The organism is Amaricoccus macauensis (genome assembly GCF_014201905.1).
Taxonomy (GTDB): Bacteria; Pseudomonadota; Alphaproteobacteria; order Rhodobacterales; family Rhodobacteraceae; genus Amaricoccus; species Amaricoccus macauensis.
This window is the reverse complement of record NZ_JACHFM010000001.1, coordinates 1454781-1471855: the sequence shown is the minus strand read 5'-3', so window position 1 is coordinate 1471855 and position 17075 is coordinate 1454781. Positions and strand designations below refer to the sequence as shown.

Genomic DNA, 17075 nt, shown 5'->3' with positions numbered 1-17075 from the left:
CCGGAGTCAGGCGCCGGCGATCAGCTTGCCGGCGATGGCCCACATCACCAGGGCGATGAGGAATTCCAGCACCCGCCACGCCGCCGGGCTGGCAAAGACCGGGCGGAGCCACGCCGCACCGTAGCCGAGGCCGAAGAAGAACAGGAACGATCCCAGCATGGCACCGGCGGCGAAGGACGCCTCGTCACCGGGGAACTGGGTCGAGATCGTGCCGAGGAGCACCACGGTGTCGAGATAGACATGCGGGTTCAGCCAGGTGAGTGCCAGGCACATGGCAAGCGTCGGGCCGAGACCGGCCGCTTGCGCCGGCCCATCGGCCGAAAGCGCCCCGCCAGAGGTGAGCGCGGCGCGCAGGCTCTTCAGGCCGTACCAGATCAGGAACGCCGCGCCGCCATAGCGCATCACCGGGTCCACCCACGGCAGGAGCGTGGCGATCCGGGCGAAGCTGGTGACGCCGAGCAGGATCAGCGCCGCGTCGGAGACCGCGCAGGCGAGGCAGACCGCGAAGACGTGCTCGCCCCGCAACCCCTGCCGCAGGACGAAGGCGTTCTGCGCGCCGATGGCGACGATGAGGCTGAGGCCCACCGTCAGCCCGGCGAAGAGGACAGGGAGGCTCACGGCGTCCTCAGGGACGACCCTCCCCGTCCACTGGCTTTACGCCGCCCCGGCGAAGCGCGCCTCGAAGCCCTCGCGGCGGGCGTCGTCGATCTTGGCGAACAGCACGTCCGGCACGCTGAAGGCCGCGCCGGTGGCCAGCATGTCGAGCGCGGCACCGATGTCCGTCGGCCAGTGCGCGTCCTCGATCCCGAGCGCATCGAGCATGCTCGCCGATGCGTCCGGTACGAAGGGCTGGCTGAGGACCGCGTAGAGCCGGATCAGGTTCAGGCTGAAGCGCACGATCGCCGCCGCCCGGGCCGGGTCGGTCTTGACCGCCGTCCAGGGTGCTGCCGCCTGCAGGTACTCGTTGCCGGCCACCCAGATCGCCCGGAGTTCCTGCGACGCCTTGCGCAGCTCGATCGCGTCCATCGCCGCTTCATAGGCCGCGAGCCGGCGCGTCAGCTCCTCGATCACCGCCTCCTCGGCCGGGCCGTAGGTGCCTTCGGGCACCTCCGTTCCGATGCGCGCAGCGGCGAACTTGGTGACGCGGCTGACGAAGTTGCCGAGCACGTCGGCCAGATCCTTGTTCACCCCGGCCTGAAAGCTCTCCCAGGTGAAGTTCGAATCCGACCCCTCGGGGACGTTCGACATGAGCCACCAGCGCCAGTAGTCGGCCGGCAGGATGTCGAGGGCCTGATCCATGAACACGCCCCGGCCCTCGGACGTCGAGAACTTGCCGCCCTCGTAGTTCAGGTAGTTGAAGGACTTGATGTAGTCGACGAGCTTCCAGTCCTCCCGCCCGTCCTGATTGGCGCCGAGGATCGTCGCCGGGAACGAGAGGGTGTGGAAGGGCACGTTGTCCTTGCCCATGAATTCGAGATAGCGCACGTCGGCCGCGCCGAGATCGCACCGCCACCAGCGCTGCCAGCCGTCTTCACCCCGGCCGGTCGCGTGCGCCCACTCGGCGGTGGCGCCGATGTACTCGATCGGAGCGTCGAACCAGACGTAGAAGACCTTGCCCTCCATGCCCGGCCACTCCTCGTTGCCGCGCTTCACCGGGATGCCCCAGTCGAGGTCACGGGTGATGCCCCGGTCCTGCAGGCCGTCGCCGTCGTCGAGCCACTTGAGCGCGATCGAGGTGGAGAGGACCGGCCAGTCAGTCTTCGTGCCGATCCAGCGGCGCAGTTCGTCGCGCATCAGGCTCTGGCGCAGGTAGAGGTGTTTGGTCTCGCGCACCTCCAGATCGGTCGAGCCGGAGATTGCCGAGCGGGGCTCGATGAGGTCGGTCGGGTCGAGCTGCTTGGTGCAGTTCTCGCACTGGTCGCCGCGCGCACGCGGGTAGCCGCAGTTCGGGCAGGTGCCGGTGATGTAGCGGTCGGGCAGGAAGCGCCCGTCGGCGGGGGAATAGATCTGCTTCTCCATGACCTCGGAGATGAGGCCCGCGTCTGCGAGGCGTCCGGCGAAGTGCTGGGTGAGGCGGTGATTCTCCGGGCTCGACGAGCGGCCGAAGTGATCGAAGGACAGCCGGAAGCCGTCGGCGAGGTCCTTCTGCACCTGCCAGAGCCGGGCGCAGTAGTCCGCGACCGGCTCACCGGCGGCGGCGGCCGCGAGCTCGGCGGGCGTGCCATGCTCGTCCGTGGCGCAGATGAACAGCACTTCGTTGCCTCGGGCGCGCATGTAGCGCGCGAAGACATCGGCGGGGAGCTGGCTGCCCACCAGGTTGCCGAGGTGCTTCACCCCGTTGATGTAGGGAAGAGCGGAGGTGATGAGGATGCGGGACATCGGCGGTTCCGGGTCTGAGGGCAGACCACGGGAGATAGGCGATCCCGCGGGCAGTGGCCAGAGGCAGGGAACCCCGACGACGCGGCGCGCCGGCGAGCGCGCCGCGTCAGTCGCTCAGAGAATGAAGTCTGCGGCGCTGAAATCGTCGAGATCGGCCTGCCGGACGATCAGGATGGACTCGCGGTCGAAGTCGAAGCGGACATTGTCGCCACGCTGCGTCCCGGTGGCGAGCACCTCGCGGATGGAGAAATCGTAGTCGTCGACGTCGATGCGATCCTGGCCGTCGGTCCAGTCGGCGATCACGTCGCGGCCGTTGCCGTCATCATCATCGTCATCATCGTCGTCGTCATCATCATCGCTGTCGAACTCGAAGACGTCGCGACCGGCGCCGCCGAAGAGCAGGTCGTCGCCCTCGTCGCCGGACAGGGTGTCATTGCCGAGGCCGCCCGACAGCCGGTCGTTGCCGTCGCCACCGTCGAGGTCATCATGGCCCATGCCGCCGAGCAGCCAGTCGTCGCCATTGTCGCCGTCGATCTCGTCGCTGCCACCGTCACCCCAGATGGTGTCGTTGCCGCCGTCACCCTCGATCTCGTCCTCGCCGACGCCGCCGAAGATTCGGTCATCGCCACGGCGGCCCTCGATTTCGTCATCGCCCTGAAGGCCGCGGATGAGGTCTGCGAAGCGGGTGCCGTCGATCTCGTCGTCACCGGTGGTTCCGATGATCCTTGCCATGGTGGTCTCTCCTCTCCTGCTGTCCGGACCGCATCGCGCGAGCCAGACTGTAGTTTCTGCGTCAGTTCGTCGCGGTCTGGAACGTCACCCTTTGAGAATGGTGAGTGGAGGGCGGCCGATCAAGCCGCCCTGCGCCAGAGAATCAGAGGATGAAGTCGGCGCCGCCGAAGTTGGAGAGCTGTGCATCCTCAACGATGACGATGCTGCCGGCAAAGTCGAAGCGCACGTTATTGCCGACCTGATCGCCGCGCGACAGCGCCTGGTTCAGGTTGTAATCGAAGTCATCGAGATCGATCCGGTCCTGACCATCCGTCCAGTCGGTGATGCGGTCGGTGCCGCGATCGCCCCGGTCGAACTCGAAGATGTCGCGGCCGGCTCCGCCGGTCAGCACATCGTTGCCCGCGCCGCCGTCGAGTTCGTCGTTGCCGGCACCGCCGTTCAGCCGGTCGCTGCCCCTGCCGCCGTCAAGCTCGTCGTGACCAGTGCCGCCGAACAGGACGTCATTGCCGTCGTCGCCGTCGAGCTCGTCGTTGCCGCCGTCACCGTAGAGGGAGTCGTTACCCGCGTCGCCGTCGATCTCATCGTTGCCTGCGCCGCCGTAGACCCGGTCGTTACCGCCGCGGGCCTCAATCTCGTCGTCACCACCGAGGCCGCGGATGAGGTCCGCAAAGCGGGTGCCGAAGAGTTCGTTCGAACCGTTGTTGCCGACGATCGTGGCCATCTCTGTCTGTCCTTCTGGAGCTCCGGGCGCACCATGCTGCCCGGCATGAGGGACTTCTGGCAGACCGGGACTGACGCCGGTCTGACGCGGGGCGTCAGGAAGCCGTCAGGTTGCTGATCGGGACCGACAGGATGACGCGCAGGCCGGGGTGGCGGTTGGCGAGGTGGATGCCGCCGCCCGCCGCTTCCGCGATCTCGCGGGCGATTGCGAGACCAAGGCCGGTGCCAGGACCAGCCATGTCGAGCCGGGTGCCGCGCCGGGTCAGATCGTCGAGCCGGGCCTCGGGGATCCCGGGGCCGTCGTCTTCGATGCGGATCTCGGCGATCAGACCGTCGCGCAGGACCAGCACGCTGACGCGCGTGGCCGCGTGTCGGGCCGCGTTCTCAAGCAGGGCGCCGAGGGCCTCGGTCAGGTCATCGCCGTCAATGCGCGTGCGGATGTGCGGGTCCGCGTCGATGATCCAGTCGAGGCGGGCGCCGTCCTCGGTCCGCCGGATCACCGACATGAGGCGGGCAATCACCGTGGTGGGGGAGGATACCGCCGTCGGAGCGCTCGCCGCGATGCGAGCGCGGGCGAGTTCGCGGTCCACGTGGCGGCGCATGGCGGCGGCGATTTCCTCGATGCCGTCGGCCTCGGCCCCGGCGCCACTCGCGCGCAACCCGTCCGCCTCGCCGATCAACGCCTGAAGCGGGGTCTTCAGGCCATGGGCAAGATCGCCGGCACGGCTGCGGGCGCGGTTGGTTTCGGCTTCACGCGCTTCGATGAGCGCATCGACCTCAGCGGCCAGCGGGCGGACTTCGGCCGGGAAGCGGTCGCCCAGACGCGCGGCGGTGCCGGAACGGATCGCGGCGATCCGGCCACCCACGTCCGAGAGTGGCCGCAGGCCCACATGGACCTGAAGCCAGCCGGCGACGGTGAGAAAAAGGCAGAGGAGGCCGAGGTACGGCGCCAGGTCGCGGACGAACGCATGAGCCGCGGTTTCGAGCTGACCGTTGCGGAGCGCCACGAGGATTCGCACCCCCTCGGGCCCGAAGCGCGACGGCGCGAAGACGGTCCGCTCCAGCACGAGCAGCAGGTCGCCGTCGGGTCCGGGAAGCAGGTGTTCGTGCGGGTGGCCGTCGCGGGGGGCGTCCTCGGGCATCGCGATCGTTGCATCCCAGAGCGAGCGCGACGTGAGCGGGCCTTGCGGCGTGTCGATCTGCCAGTAACGGCCGGAAAGCGGCTGGCGGTAGCGACCATCGCTTGGCGGCCGGACGAGGGCGAGGCCGTTCTCGGTTTGTGTGAGCCCCGCGGTGAGCTGGTCGAGATCGGAAGAAAGCTCGACGATGGCGAGGCGCCGGACGTGGCGCTCGAAGAGATAGTCGAGCCCGATCGCGGCGACGGCGAGCGATCCGAGGACTGCGGCGGCACCCATGGCGACCAGCCGGAGGCGAATCGAATCGAGCTTCATGCGAGCGGCCGAAAGCGGAGCCACACCTCAGGCGGCTTCGAGGAAGTAGCCGAAGCCCCGCCGAGTGCCGACGATCCCCGGGCCGAGTTTGCGGCGAAGGCGGGTGATGAGCGCCTCAAGCGCATTCGCCTCACGGGCGTCGTCATCGCCATAGAGGTGTTCGAGCAGATCGGACGGAGCGACGACTCGCTCGCGGTGCAGTGCCAGATAGGCGAGCAGGCGATATTCGAGCGCGGAGAGCGCAAGTGGTACGCCGCGCAGCGTCGCGGTCATGCGGTTCGCGTCGATGACAAGCGGGCCAAAGGTCTGCGTGGCGCCGCCGCGGCCGGCGGCGCGGCGCACGAGGCTGCGAGCGCGCGCGACGAGTTCCTGCATGTGGAAGGGCTTCGGCAGGTAGTCGTCGGCACCGGCGTCGATCCCCTCCACCCGCTCGGTCCAGGCGCCGCGCGCCGTCAGCACGAGGACCGGTGTGTCACGGCCCGCTGCGCGCCAGCGTTTCAGCACCGCGAGGCCGTCCATGCCGGGCAGGCCCAGGTCGAGGACGATGAGGTCATAGTCCTCGGTATCGCCGAGGAACCAGGCCTCTTCGCCGTTGCCACAGGTCTCGACGCGAAAGCCCGCGCCGCTCAGCGCCGCAGCGAGATCGCGTTGGATACGGGGATCATCTTCAACCGCAAGCGCGCGCATCAGTCGTCGTCCGAGTCCTCACCCACTTCGAGGATGCGGCCGGTCACAGGATCGGCCTTGGCTTCGAGCAGGCGGCCGTCGGGAGTGATGAGTTCGAACTCGTAGACATAGTGGTCACCCTCTTCCTCGAACTCCACCTCGATGATGCGCGCGTCCACCTGATCCTGAACGATCTTCAGAATATCGACCAGTGGCAGGGCCTTGCCCTGCTCCAGCGCGTCGCGCGCCCGGGCGACGTCGGTCGTGCCGCTGCCCGGCTCCACGCCCGGGGGCGGCGCCGCACCTTGGGTGATGGCCGGTCCCGGGCTGACAGCGAGGGCGAGAGCGAGGAGAATCGGGCGTTGCATGGGCGGGATGTTGCGTCAGCGCGCCTGACGGCTCGCTGACGGATTCGCTGACGGTTTCAGGGGCGGCGGGCGAGCACCTTGTCGATCCGTCGGCCGTCGAGGTCGATCACCTCGAAGCGCCAGCCGTGCAGGGTGACGCTCTCGCCGGGGATGGGAATGTGACCCAGTTCCTCGATGATCATGCCCGCGAGCGTCACGAAGTCGTTGGAACTCATGTCCTCCACCTCGAGATGACGTGCGACCTGGTCGATCGGCAGGCTACCGTCGAGCAGCCAGGAGCCATCCTCCCGCTGCACGGCACCGTCCTCGTCGCTTTCGTCGTGATCGGGCAGGTCGCCGGCGATCGCCGTGAGAATGTCGGTGGGCGTGACGAGGCCCTCGAGGCTGCCGTACTCGTCGACGACGATGGCGATGTGTGTCCCGGACGAGCGGAAGAGCTCGATCATCCTGAGCGCCTGGATCGTCTCGCCGACATAGAGCGGTTCGCGAGCCGCGGCGCGGAGATCGGTGCCGCCGGAGACGGTGAGCTGCAGGATGTCCTTCACGTGCAGGTAGCCCAGCACCTCGTCGACCTCGCCGTCGCAAAGCGGAAAGCGCGAGTGGCCGGACGACAGGACCTCAAGGAGGATCGTGTCCATCGGATCGTTGACGTCGAGCCAGGAAATGGCGTGGCGCGGCACCATGACGCCCTTTACCGGGCGATCGGCGAAGCGGATGACGCCTTCGAGGAGCTCGCGTTCGGCGGCGTGGAAGACACCGGCGTCGGTGCCCTCGGCGATCATCGCCTTCACCTCTTCCTCGGTGACGGCGCTCGGTGCCTCGCCGCGGGCGCGGAGCAGGCCGAGGACGGCTTCGGTCGAGATGCGGAGGAACCAGACGACGGGCTTGCCGATGGTGGCGAGCACGGCCATCGGGCCGGAGACGGTCGCCGCGAGCCCCTCGGCGTTGCGCAGTGCGAGGCGTTTCGGGACCAGCTCGCCGATGATGAGCGAGACGTAGGTGGTCGCGACGACGACGATGCCGAACGCGAGGGGGTTTGCGATCTTCGCCAGCGCCGGCACGCCGCGCAGCGCCTCGGCGATCGGCGCGGAAAGCGTGGCGCCCGAGTAGGCACCGGCGAAGATGCCGATGAGGGTGATGCCGATCTGCACGGTCGAGAGGAACCCGGTCGGATCCTCGGCGAGACGGAGCGCCCGGGCCGCGCCACCGTTGCCCGCCTTGGCCATGATCTCGAGGCGCGGGCGCTTCGCTGAGACGATGGCGAGCTCGGACATGGCGAAAAAGCCGTTCAGTACAATGAGTACAAGAACGATAACCAGCGAGACGACCATCCGGGATCCTTGAGCAAAGAGGCGCATGCTGGGCGCCCCGGTCCTCCTCTTAGGGAAAGTCGGGGCCCGATGCACGGGCGCATCTGGATGGGCGGAAATCCGCCTATGAGCACTGCCTCAGTTGACACGCGATGCGATCGGGCCGGAACAGCGTTACGGTTAACGAGGTCAGCGACCGGAGAGTCGACATGCGGGCAGTGACGGTTGCCGCCGGTCTTGCGGCGGGTGCGATCCTTCTGGCTGGGTGTTCGGGTACGTCCCGGGTCCAGACTGCGCCGGAGGTTTCGCGGGCGCTGCCGCTCTATCCCAACGAGACGCCGGAGCTGCGGGATCTGATCAATGGCGCGGCCGCGCGCTACGCTGTGCCGCAGGATCTGGTGCAGCGGGTGGTGATCCGCGAGAGCCGGCACCGTCCCGAGGCGCGCAACGGCCCGTACTACGGCCTCATGCAGATCCTTCCGGCGACGGCGCGGTCGATGGGCTTCCGGGGCGAGCCGAGCGGCCTTCTCGATCCGGCGACGAACCTCGAATTTGCGGTCAAGTACCTGCGGGGGGCGTGGCTCGTCTCCGGCGGCGACCGGGACCGGGCGGTGGGCCTCTATGCCAAAGGCTACTACTACGAGGCGAAGGCCGCCGGACTGCTCGAGGAGACCGGGCTGCGCTGACCCGCGCCTTGCGCAGGCCGGGAGCGGCGGCTTAGGCTGACGGCGCGGGCTCCGGGGACGATCCAGATGCAGACGGTCTATTCGCCGCGCCACGCCGGGCACAGCGGCAACAACGAGTTGCAGCCGGGCGCGATCGTGCCAGCCTTCGAGCTGCCGCGCCGCGCCGAGCTCATCCGGGCGAGCGTCGAGGCTGCGGGTCTCGGGCCGATCCGGGAGCCGGACACGCACGACCTTTCGATTGCGATGCGCCTGCATGCTCCGGACTATGTCGAGTTCCTCTCCCGCGTCTGGGGGCTCTGGCAAGCCGCCGGGCGTGACGGTCCGGCGATGCCGTTCATCTGGCCGCGCCCGGGGTTGCGGTGCGACGTGCCGCCGGCGGACATCGACGGGCTCCTCGGGTTCTATTCCATGGATGCCGGTGCCACCTTCGTCGCCGGCACCTGGGATGCGGTGAAGTCCAGCCATGATGTGGCTCTGAGCGCGGCCGCGCTGGTGGCGGGCGGGGAACGCGCCGCTTTCGCCCTTTGCCGGCCGCCGGGCCACCATGCCGGGGCGCGGTTCGCCGGGGGGTATTGCTACATCAACAACGCCGCGGTCGCCGCGGAATCGTTCCGCCTGCGGGGCGCCGGAAAAGTGACGGTCCTCGACGTCGACTATCACCACGGCAACGGCACGCAGGACATGTTTTACGAGCGTGGCGATGTGCAGGTGGTGAACATCCACGCCGATCCGATGGTGGAATTCCCCTACTTCCTCGGCCACGCCGACGAGCGGGGCGCGGGGGCCGGCGAGGGGGCGAACCTGAACCTGCCGCTGCCGCACGGCACCGATTTCGGGCAATGGTCAGAGGCCTACGCGGTTGCCGCGACGGCCATTGCACGCTTCGCCCCGGACGTTGTCGTGGTCTCACTCGGGGTCGATACCTTCCACGGCGATCCGATCAGCCAGTTCCGGCTCGACACCATCGACTATCCGCTCATGGGCGCGGGGATTGCGGCGCTCGGGCTGCCGACGCTCTTCGTGATGGAGGGCGGCTATGCCGTCGAGGCGATCGGCGAGAATGTCGCCGGGCTGCTCAGGGGATTCGCGGACGCATGAGGCGGCCCTGTTCGCGACGCGGGAAGGTTGCGGTTGCGCTCTGCCTGACGCTCGCCCTTGCGGCGCCCTGCCATTCCGAGGAGGCACCGGCCCTGCGCATTGGCACGACCACCGCGCCGCCCTTCGCAATGCAAGGCGCCGATGGCGCGTGGATCGGGCTCAGCATCGATCTCCTCTCGCAGGTCGCTGACCGGGTCGGCTTTCGCTACGAACTCGTCGAAGCGGAGCCGGGCGCGCTGGTGGGCGAGGTCGCAGCGGGACGGCTCGATGGTGCGATCGGGGCCATCGTTCCGACGGCGGACGGTGAGCGTGCGGTCGATTTCACCAACGGCTACTTCCAGAGCGGGCTCGCGGTTGCCGTGCCGTCCACACGTCCGGTGCCGATCCTCGACCTGCTGAAGGCGCTGGCATCGCCGGAGTTCCGCAGCGTGCTCGCCGTGCTCATCCTGCTGACGGTCGTCATCGGCGCCCTCGCCTGGGTCGCGGAGCGGCGGAAGAACCCGGAATTCGAGCAGACTGCGGCCAGGGGGCTCTTCAGCGGCTTCTGGTGGGCGACCGTGACCATGACCACGGTTGGGTACGGTGACAAGGCGCCGATCACCGTCGCGGGGCGTCTCCTCGGGATCGTCTGGATGTTGCTTGCCCTCGGCCTCGTTTCGCTCGCCACGGCGCAGCTCTCGGCAATCCTGACCGCTGACCGGTTGAACGGCGGCGTCAGCACGGCGGGCGATCTCACCCGCATGCGCGTGGGGATCGTCGCAGGCGGGCCGGCTACGGCGCAATTGAAGGCGCTTGGGACGCGTGTCGAGACATTTCCGACGCTGGGAGACGGCCTTCGCGCCGTGACGAGCGGCGAGATAGATGCCTTCGTCGCGGACGAATCCGAGCTGGCGTGGGAGAGTGCGGCAACCGGCGGCATTGACCTCGCTCCCGTCCGGTTCGCGCCGGAAACCTATGCCATGGCCCTTCCGGAAGGGTCGTCGCTGCGGGAGCCGATCAACCGGGCAATCCTCGACACGCTGGGCTCCGCCGCATGGTTCGGAACCCTGCGCTACTATCTCGGCCCCGAGTGAATCGCCATGTTGTGGTTTGAACTTGTCACTACCCAACAATTCGATGCATCCCTATAGTGCTCGCGAACCCGCCGAGTAGCGACCCGAGGGCAAGGCATGCGCTGTCCGTTCTGTGGCAATATCGATACCCAGGTGAAGGACAGCCGGCCTGCCGAAGATCACGTGTCGATTCGCCGGCGGCGATTCTGCCCGGCCTGCGGTGGGCGGTTCACCACTTATGAGCGAGTGCAGCTGCGCGACCTCGTGGTGGTGAAAAAGAGCGGGCGGCGCGAGGCGTTCGACCGCGACAAGCTGGAGCGCTCCATTCGGATCGCGATGCAGAAGCGGCCGATCGAGAGCGAGCGGCTGGACCAGATGATTTCGGGGATCGTCCGCAGGCTTGAATCGATGGGCGAGACCGACATCCCGTCGGACACGATCGGTGCGATCGTGATGGAAGCGCTCGCACGGATCGACACCGTGGCCTACGTGCGCTTCGCGAGCGTCTACAAGAACTTCCAGGCGGCCGACGACTTCGAGGACTTCGTCTCCGAATTGCGGCCCCCGGCGACGGTGGGACGGGAAGAAGACTGACGACATGAGCACGAGCGCCAGCGACGCGGGCTGGATGCGGACGGCACTCGGTCTGGCGCGCCGAGGGCTTGGACGGGTCTGGCCGAATCCGGCAGTGGGCTGCGTCATCGTGGCCGGGAATGAGGTGGTTGGGCGCGGGCGAACGGCCGACGGCGGCCGGCCGCACGCCGAGGCGGCGGCGCTCGCCGAAGCCGGCGCGCGGGCGCGCGGCGCCACTGCTTACGTGACGCTCGAGCCGTGTGTCCGCGAGGGCCGCGCGGGGCCATGCACCGACGCGCTGATCGCGTCGGGCGTCGCTCGGGTGGTCATTGCGATCGAGGATCCCGACCCGCGCGTGAGCGGCGCGGGCCTCGCTGCGCTCCGGGCGGCGGGAATCGAGGTCGAGGTGGGATGTCTCGCTGCCGACGCGACTGCGCTCAACCGTGGTTTCCTGCGGCGGGTCAGCACCGGACGGCCGATGCTGACACTGAAGCTCGCGGCCTCCCTTGACGGGCGGATCGCCACCGGGACGGGCGAGAGCCGCTGGATCACCGGCCCGCGCGCCCGGACTGAGGTGCACCTGCTGCGGGCGCAGTCCGATGCGATCCTCGTGGGCGCCGGCACCGTGCGAAGCGACAATCCCCGGCTGGACGTGCGCGAACTCGGCATGAGCGACCGCAGCCCGGTGCGCGTGGTGGTGAGCGGGGCCTTGTCGTTGCCGCGGGACGGCCATCTGGCCGCGACCGCGTCGACGGCGCCCCTGTGGCTCTTTCACGACATCGAGGCGGACGAGGGTCGGCGCAAGGCATGGTCGGAACTCGGCGCCGAGCTTCTCGAGATTCCCTTCCAGGCCGACGGCCAGCTTGATCTTTCGGCGATGATGCAGCGGCTTGGCGACCGGGGCATCACCCGGGTGCTTTGCGAGGGCGGAGGGCGGCTTGCCGCGGCGCTGATCGAGGATGATCTGGTCGACGAACTCGTGTGCTACACGGCTGGCCTGACCCTCGGCGCATCTGCCGTGCCCGCGGTGGGCGACCTCGACATTACCGCGCTGCAACTGGCGCCGAGGTTCAGCCTGATGGACGTCGTGGCAGTCGGACCGGACATGCGCAGCCGCTGGCAACGTCGGAACTGAGGCGCATCGCGGCGGTCGGCCGACTTTGGTTTGCAAGCAAAAAGCGTGCGATTGCCTGTCACTTCAACCCTTGGTAATGTTGGGTTGGCCTCGGCAGTCGGTATGCGGGGCCGCCTGAAAAAACGTTCACGGCGACGAGCTAATGCCCCCAGATGCTGAGAAAACTCTACCGCCCGCGCGTCACGGTACGGTCATTTTTGCCGACCAGGCGGCGAGGGAATTGATTCGGTGAGACGCTCCGATCCGGAGGCGGACAAGGGAATCAGGCTGTCTCACCGTCTCGTCGCGCTGCACATTGGCGGGATCGTGGTGCTCTTCTTCGTGGTCGTGTCGAGCGTGCTCTGGGTCTCGCGGGAGCACAATCATCTGGCGGAGGAGTCATCGGAAAACCTGGTCCGGGGGGGTATTTCGGCATTCCGGCTTCGATCGCAGACGATAGTGCGCGACTATTCGATCTGGGATGAAGCGTACCGCGCCGTCGAAATGGATGACCGGCCCTGGATCTACAGCAACATCGGCAATGCCGCGGCCGAAATCGGGACACTCGACCTGATCGAGTTCGTGGAACCGACCAAAGGGAAGACCTTCGGTTGGCGGCTGGGGTCGCCGCCGGAGGGGGAGAGTTCCGTACTGCCGCCGGAGTTGCTGGAGGAAATCCTCGGACTGCTCGGCAGCGAGCCGCGGGAAGAAAGGATCGGCCAGACGATTCTCGCGCTGTTCGAAGGTGATCTCTGGACATTCGCCGTGGCGCGCGTGACCCCGATCACCGGTCCGCCACCCGGCGTGGCACTGAGTGATCTCCCGTTCCAGATCCATGGGCTGAAACTCAGCGACGCTCGTCTCCTGCGCCAGATCGGCGGGCCGCTGATGCTCGATGGCCTCCATCTGACCGAGGCTCCCGTCCCGGGGATGGCAACGGTACCGCTCCTTGGCAAGGACGATCAGGTCCTTCGTTACGTTGTCTGGACGCCCCCGAAACCGGGCGCGCGAATCCTCAGGCAAGTGACCGTACCGCTCATGATCGCGCTGCTCGCCGTTGCGACGATCAGCGCGATCAGTGCCTGCCACGCCTCCCGGTCGGCACGCCGACTGGAAGGAGCCCTGCGGGACGCCAAGGCGGCGGATCAGAGCAAGACGGAGTTTCTGTCGAATGTGAGTCATGAGTTGAGGACACCGATGAACGGCATCCTCGGCGTTGCCCAGTTGCTCGAGACGACCCCGCTCGACTCCGAGCAACAGGAGCTCCTTTCCATGCTGTTCACCTCGGCGAATGCGCAGATGGCCCTGATATCCGATCTCCTCGACTTCAGCCGGATCGAGTCCGGCAATCTGCAACTCGTCGTCGCGCCGTTCGAGCCGGCGACGGTAATCCGGGATGTGACCGACATGATCCGGGTGGCGGCAGACGCAAAGGGCATCCGGTTCGTGTGCAATTGGGCCGATATCGAGGGGATCGCGCTCCTTGGCGACCGCAAGGCGTTCCGCCAGATCGCCACCAACCTCGTTTCGAACGCGGTAAAGTTCACCGACACGGGCAGTGTCGAAGTGAGCGCCGGCCTTGTCCCCGAACCCGATTGCACGGTGCTCTTCATCAGGGTTGCCGACACGGGTCGCGGTATCCCCGACGCGGCGTTGCCGCGGATCTTCGAACGCTTCTATCAGGTGGACGGCTCCTCGACGCGATCCGCCGAAGGCACGGGGCTTGGCCTCGCCATCAGTCAGGGGCTCGCGGAGATGATGGGAGGCACAATCGACGTGGAGAGTGCTCCGGGAATTGGCTCGACCTTCGTATTCAGCGCGCCGTTCGAGGAAGTCGCCGCGCCCGGTGACGAGCGCCATGCCGCATGAACCTCCCGGCAGTGACGGCATCCTGATCGTCGAGGATAACGCGGTGAACGCGCTCATCCTCAGGACCATGCTGCAAAAGCAGGGCTACGAGCCACACGTGGCGCGGGATGGACATGAGGGCGTGGCGATGTCGGCGCGCCACAGGCCCCGGCTGGTGCTGATGGATCTGCATATGCCACGCCTCGACGGGTTCGCTGCAGCGATCGCGATCCGAGAGATCCATGGTGCGAGCCCGGTCCTCGTGGCGGTGACCGCGACGGCAACCCGTGATGTCGAAGTTGCGTGTGAGGAGGCAGGCTTCACCTGCGTTCTGCCAAAGCCGGTCCTGATCCATGATCTCATGGATGTGGTGCGGCGCTATCTTGGCTGAAGCGGTGTTCCCGGCTCCGTCACCCCCGCGAAGTCCTTGCGGGGGGCGGATGGAGGGGGGAGCGGTCAGGCCGCCTGCCGGATCGACTCGAGCTGGTGGAGAAACGCGAGATGCTCGGGACAATGCGCGAGATAGAACCTGTTCAGCCAGTGGTCGGGAGCGATCCCGCCGTCTGACCAGAACGTATAGTCCTCCGTCAGCTCCTCGCCGGCAGCGATGTCGCGCAGGGCCGTGGTGTGGTCCTCGCTGAGATCGGGCCAGCGACCGAGACCGGCGTTGGCATCCGGGCTTCGGCGATGGTTCATGAACTGCATGCCGTCAGTGTACCAGAGAAACCTGTCCGACGGTTTGTGCAGGTACCCGCCATGCAGGGCGAACCGCCGCTCCCGGGGCGTCAGGCGTTCGAATGCCGCCTCGTCGCATGCGCGCATGGTCTCGTCGTATTCCCACAGGCGGGTGCCGGCTGCGATCGCCTGCCGTGCAAATATCCCCATGCCATGAATGGAGCTATTCCTGAATTCCACATCAACCAACCAACCCAATTCCGCGTTCCTCTTCTGAGTACAGTCGCTATCCCGCCCTGTTTCGGGCGTTTTTACGGTGCGCTCGCGAGTACTTGCCGGAATGCGAGACAAACACTCGCGGAACGCCCGCAAGTGATTTAGGGGATTCAAGTCCTAATGAACGATTAAGGAACCGCCCCGGGGGTCGAAAACGGTTGCCGAAAACCGCTCGGCCCCCCGATCGTCAGTCGGTCAGCACGTCGACGGTGCGGCCGAGGCTCGCGGTCGCTGTGGCAATCGCGATCACACGGGACCAGGACGCCAGCGGCGCCTCGGTGATGTAGACCGTGTCCTCATCCTGGATCACGAAATCCCGGGCGGCGAAGACGCCCTCGGGCTGGGTGAGATCGATCAGATAGGCCATGCGCTGCGGACCGACGAGATTGCCGCCTCCAACGACCCGGTTTGCGACGTCGGCGGTCTCGTCGCGGAAGACGAAGATGCCCGTCGGATCGGCCGTGCGGAAGTCGAGACCTCCTGAGGTCGCGATCGCCTCGAGCGCGGACATGTCACGCTTGTTGAACGCCACCCGCGCCTGCCCCGAGGTGGCGCCGAGCGCAGTGAACGACCGGCGGTCCTCCTCGACGACGATCTGGTCATTCGGTCTGAGGGCGATATCGAGCGCAGGGTTGTCGTAGAGATCCTGAAGCCAGATCTTGCCGATGTTTCCGCCACGCTCGACGCGGATCTGTGCGACGTCCGGAACCGTCGAGACACCGCCCGCCTTGGCGAGCATCGCCGATATCCGGCGCGTGGAGGTGTCGATCGGGAAGATCCCGGGATTGCGCACCCCGCCCATGACGCTGACAGTGGCGCCGTCCCCGGCCACGCGCGCCACTTCGACCTGCGGGTCGGGGGTCTGGCTCGCAAGCTTCGCCGCTATGTCCTGGCGGAGCTCGTCCGGCGTCTTGCCCGATGCCCTCACCTCGCCGACGTAGGGCACGAAGATGTCGCCCGACTGGCCGACACGAAGGGCCTCGAGATTGGCCGCGCGCTGGCCGACCCCGGCGAGGATGCCGTTGTCTACGTTCTCCCAGACCCGCACCGAGATCGTGTCGCCGGCCCGGATCGTCTCGGGCGAGAGAACGCCCGCGCCGGTAAAGGCTGACGAGATCGTCGTGGTCTCGATCGGCCGGGTGATTGCGGCGATCTGCGGCGTCACGTCGACGAGGTGGATCCCGAGTTCTGACTGGTTCGATCCGCGGATGATGTCGGATGCCGTCGGACCCGAGCGGGGGAGCGTGCAGGCAGCGAGTGTGACAGCAGCCACCAACATGCGCGCGGCCGTTGCCAGCGCGATCCGCGTACCCTGCATCGACTGCCTCTCTCGCCTGTTCTTGTCGCCGGTTGGCTTGACTTGCGATATTACCCCGGACGACTTGCCCCGGACCAGATCGAAACGCTACAGCCGCGTGCGGCAATGGCGGCCTGTGGCCTTCCGGGCATAGTTCCGCATCCTGTCGGCTTGCTGCGACGACGCCGAGGCGCTAGAGCCTCGAAGATGTTTACGGGAATCGTCTCCGATGTCGGCACCGTCGAGCGTCTCGAGGATCGGGGCGATCTGCGGGCCCGAATCCGTTGTGCCTACCGGGCCGAAGGAATTGCGCTCGGTGCGTCCATCGCCTGCGACGGCGTCTGTCTGACGGTGGTTGATCGTGGCGCCGACGCTGCGGGCAACTGGTTCGACGTGGACATCTCGGCCGAGACCGTGGCGCGGACCAACATTCGCGGCAATGCGGTCGGCTGGGTGCCCGGGCGACGCGTCAATCTCGAACGCGCGCTTCGGCTTGGCGACGAGCTTGGCGGCCACATCGTCTCCGGGCACGTGGACGGGCTTGCGAACATCCTCTCGATCGTGCCCGAGGGCGACAGCCTGCGCTTCAGCTTCGAGGCACCGGAGCGGCTGGCGCGCTACATCGCTCAGAAGGGCTCGGTGGCGCTGAATGGCACATCGCTGACGGTGAACGAGGTCGAGGGTGTGCGCTTCGGCGTCAACATCATCCCGCACACCACGCAGGTGACGACCTGGGGCACGGCGAAGCCCGGCGACCCGGTCAACCTCGAGATCGACACGCTGGCGCGCTACGTCGCCCGGCTGGCGGATTTCACCGCGGCATGACCGCG

At 67.4% G+C, this 17075-nt stretch carries 18 protein-coding genes; 8 read left to right on the top strand and 10 right to left on the bottom strand.

The window, feature by feature from the left end; translation table 11 throughout:
• Positions 1 to 6 precede the first annotated feature (6 nt).
• The 8 genes from HNP73_RS07055 to HNP73_RS07020 all read right to left on the bottom strand — a co-directional run bounded on the left by HNP73_RS07055 (position 7) and on the right by HNP73_RS07020 (position 7647).
• Complete coding sequence (locus tag HNP73_RS07055; RefSeq protein WP_184147860.1) at positions 7 to 618, bottom strand: LysE family transporter; 612 nt, start codon at positions 616 to 618, stop codon at positions 7 to 9.
• Between the two features lie 36 nt (positions 619 to 654).
• Complete coding sequence (gene metG / locus HNP73_RS07050; RefSeq protein ID WP_184147859.1) at positions 655 to 2379, bottom strand: methionine--tRNA ligase; 1725 nt, start codon at positions 2377 to 2379, stop codon at positions 655 to 657.
• Between the two features lie 114 nt (positions 2380 to 2493).
• Positions 2494 to 3111 (bottom strand): calcium-binding protein, encoded by a 618-nt coding sequence (locus tag HNP73_RS07045; protein ID WP_184147858.1) that lies wholly within the window; start codon positions 3109 to 3111, stop codon positions 2494 to 2496.
• 142 nt (positions 3112 to 3253) lie between these two features.
• Positions 3254 to 3832 (bottom strand): calcium-binding protein, encoded by a 579-nt coding sequence (locus HNP73_RS07040; protein WP_184147857.1) that lies wholly within the window; start codon positions 3830 to 3832, stop codon positions 3254 to 3256.
• A 94-nt stretch (positions 3833 to 3926) separates the two neighbouring features.
• Entirely contained in the window at positions 3927 to 5282 is a 1356-nt protein-coding gene (locus tag HNP73_RS07035; protein ID WP_184147856.1) for a sensor histidine kinase, read from the bottom strand.
• Between the two features lie 27 nt (positions 5283 to 5309).
• The gene (locus tag HNP73_RS07030) at positions 5310 to 5969 is read right to left on the bottom strand and encodes a response regulator transcription factor (protein ID WP_184147855.1); all 660 of its coding nucleotides are present in this window, start codon (positions 5967 to 5969) and stop codon (positions 5310 to 5312) included.
• On the bottom strand, positions 5969 to 6316 hold the full coding sequence (locus HNP73_RS07025; RefSeq protein WP_184147854.1) for a PepSY domain-containing protein: 348 nt from the start codon (positions 6314 to 6316) through the stop codon (positions 5969 to 5971). The genes HNP73_RS07030 and HNP73_RS07025 overlap by 1 nt, the downstream gene beginning before the upstream one ends.
• A 56-nt stretch (positions 6317 to 6372) precedes the next feature.
• The gene (locus HNP73_RS07020) at positions 6373 to 7647 is read right to left on the bottom strand and encodes a hemolysin family protein (protein ID WP_184147853.1); all 1275 of its coding nucleotides are present in this window, start codon (positions 7645 to 7647) and stop codon (positions 6373 to 6375) included.
• Positions 7648 to 7835: 188 nt separating this feature from the next.
• Between HNP73_RS07020 and HNP73_RS07015 the strand changes: the two genes are divergently transcribed.
• The 7 genes from HNP73_RS07015 (at position 7836) to HNP73_RS06985 (ending at position 14388) form a co-directional block, all read left to right on the top strand.
• Positions 7836 to 8312: a transglycosylase SLT domain-containing protein gene (locus tag HNP73_RS07015; RefSeq protein ID WP_184147852.1), complete on the top strand. Its 477-nt coding sequence runs from the start codon at positions 7836 to 7838 to the stop codon at positions 8310 to 8312.
• A gap of 66 nt (positions 8313 to 8378) precedes the next feature.
• Complete coding sequence (locus tag HNP73_RS07010; protein ID WP_184147851.1) at positions 8379 to 9410, top strand: histone deacetylase family protein; 1032 nt, start codon at positions 8379 to 8381, stop codon at positions 9408 to 9410.
• On the top strand, positions 9407 to 10483 hold the full coding sequence (locus HNP73_RS07005) for a transporter substrate-binding domain-containing protein (protein WP_184147850.1): 1077 nt from the start codon (positions 9407 to 9409) through the stop codon (positions 10481 to 10483). Before HNP73_RS07010 ends, HNP73_RS07005 begins: the two co-directional genes overlap by 4 nt.
• A gap of 96 nt (positions 10484 to 10579) precedes the next feature.
• Positions 10580 to 11056 carry a transcriptional regulator NrdR gene (nrdR, locus tag HNP73_RS07000; protein WP_184147849.1) on the top strand — a complete coding sequence of 159 codons (477 nt, stop codon included), beginning with the start codon at positions 10580 to 10582 and terminating at the stop codon, positions 11054 to 11056.
• A gap of 4 nt (positions 11057 to 11060) precedes the next feature.
• Complete coding sequence (ribD, locus tag HNP73_RS06995; protein ID WP_184147848.1) at positions 11061 to 12170, top strand: bifunctional diaminohydroxyphosphoribosylaminopyrimidine deaminase/5-amino-6-(5-phosphoribosylamino)uracil reductase RibD; 1110 nt, start codon at positions 11061 to 11063, stop codon at positions 12168 to 12170.
• Positions 12171 to 12398: 228 nt separating this feature from the next.
• Positions 12399 to 14018 carry an ATP-binding protein gene (locus HNP73_RS06990; RefSeq protein ID WP_184147847.1) on the top strand — a complete coding sequence of 540 codons (1620 nt, stop codon included), beginning with the start codon at positions 12399 to 12401 and terminating at the stop codon, positions 14016 to 14018.
• Positions 14008 to 14388: a response regulator gene (locus HNP73_RS06985; protein WP_184147846.1), complete on the top strand. Its 381-nt coding sequence runs from the start codon at positions 14008 to 14010 to the stop codon at positions 14386 to 14388. Before HNP73_RS06990 ends, HNP73_RS06985 begins: the two co-directional genes overlap by 11 nt.
• A gap of 65 nt (positions 14389 to 14453) precedes the next feature.
• Here the strand turns inward: HNP73_RS06985 and HNP73_RS06980 are convergent, their stop codons facing one another.
• Entirely contained in the window at positions 14454 to 14882 is a 429-nt protein-coding gene (locus HNP73_RS06980) for an SET domain-containing protein-lysine N-methyltransferase (RefSeq protein WP_184147845.1), read from the bottom strand.
• Between the two features lie 253 nt (positions 14883 to 15135).
• Positions 15136 to 16266 carry a polysaccharide biosynthesis/export family protein gene (locus HNP73_RS06975; RefSeq protein ID WP_246399565.1) on the bottom strand — a complete coding sequence of 377 codons (1131 nt, stop codon included), beginning with the start codon at positions 16264 to 16266 and terminating at the stop codon, positions 15136 to 15138.
• A 186-nt stretch (positions 16267 to 16452) separates the two neighbouring features.
• On the opposite strand from HNP73_RS06975, the gene HNP73_RS06970 reads away from it, so the two are divergent.
• Positions 16453 to 17070, top strand: coding sequence for a riboflavin synthase (locus HNP73_RS06970; protein WP_184147844.1), 618 nt, complete (start codon positions 16453 to 16455; stop codon positions 17068 to 17070).
• Positions 17071 to 17075: the final 5 nt, after the last annotated feature.

Coding starts and splice junctions, on each gene's coding strand:
- metG (WP_184147859.1), bottom strand. CDS start 2,379: ATGTCCCGCATCCTCATCACCTCCGCTCTTCCCTACATCAACGGGGTG.
- HNP73_RS07045 (WP_184147858.1), bottom strand. CDS start 3,111: ATGGCAAGGATCATCGGAACCACCGGTGACGACGAGATCGACGGCACC.
- HNP73_RS07040 (WP_184147857.1), bottom strand. CDS start 3,832: ATGGCCACGATCGTCGGCAACAACGGTTCGAACGAACTCTTCGGCACC.
- HNP73_RS07035 (WP_184147856.1), bottom strand. CDS start 5,282: ATGAAGCTCGATTCGATTCGCCTCCGGCTGGTCGCCATGGGTGCCGCC.
- HNP73_RS07030 (WP_184147855.1), bottom strand. CDS start 5,969: ATGCGCGCGCTTGCGGTTGAAGATGATCCCCGTATCCAACGCGATCTC.
- HNP73_RS07025 (WP_184147854.1), bottom strand. CDS start 6,316: ATGCAACGCCCGATTCTCCTCGCTCTCGCCCTCGCTGTCAGCCCGGGA.
- HNP73_RS07020 (WP_184147853.1), bottom strand. CDS start 7,647: ATGGTCGTCTCGCTGGTTATCGTTCTTGTACTCATTGTACTGAACGGC.
- HNP73_RS07015 (WP_184147852.1), top strand. CDS start 7,836: ATGCGGGCAGTGACGGTTGCCGCCGGTCTTGCGGCGGGTGCGATCCTT.
- HNP73_RS07010 (WP_184147851.1), top strand. CDS start 8,379: ATGCAGACGGTCTATTCGCCGCGCCACGCCGGGCACAGCGGCAACAAC.
- HNP73_RS07005 (WP_184147850.1), top strand. CDS start 9,407: ATGAGGCGGCCCTGTTCGCGACGCGGGAAGGTTGCGGTTGCGCTCTGC.
- nrdR (WP_184147849.1), top strand. CDS start 10,580: ATGCGCTGTCCGTTCTGTGGCAATATCGATACCCAGGTGAAGGACAGC.
- ribD (WP_184147848.1), top strand. CDS start 11,061: ATGAGCACGAGCGCCAGCGACGCGGGCTGGATGCGGACGGCACTCGGT.
- HNP73_RS06985 (WP_184147846.1), top strand. CDS start 14,008: ATGCCGCATGAACCTCCCGGCAGTGACGGCATCCTGATCGTCGAGGAT.
- HNP73_RS06980 (WP_184147845.1), bottom strand. CDS start 14,882: ATGGGGATATTTGCACGGCAGGCGATCGCAGCCGGCACCCGCCTGTGG.
- HNP73_RS06975 (WP_246399565.1), bottom strand. CDS start 16,266: ATGCAGGGTACGCGGATCGCGCTGGCAACGGCCGCGCGCATGTTGGTG.
- HNP73_RS06970 (WP_184147844.1), top strand. CDS start 16,453: ATGTTTACGGGAATCGTCTCCGATGTCGGCACCGTCGAGCGTCTCGAG.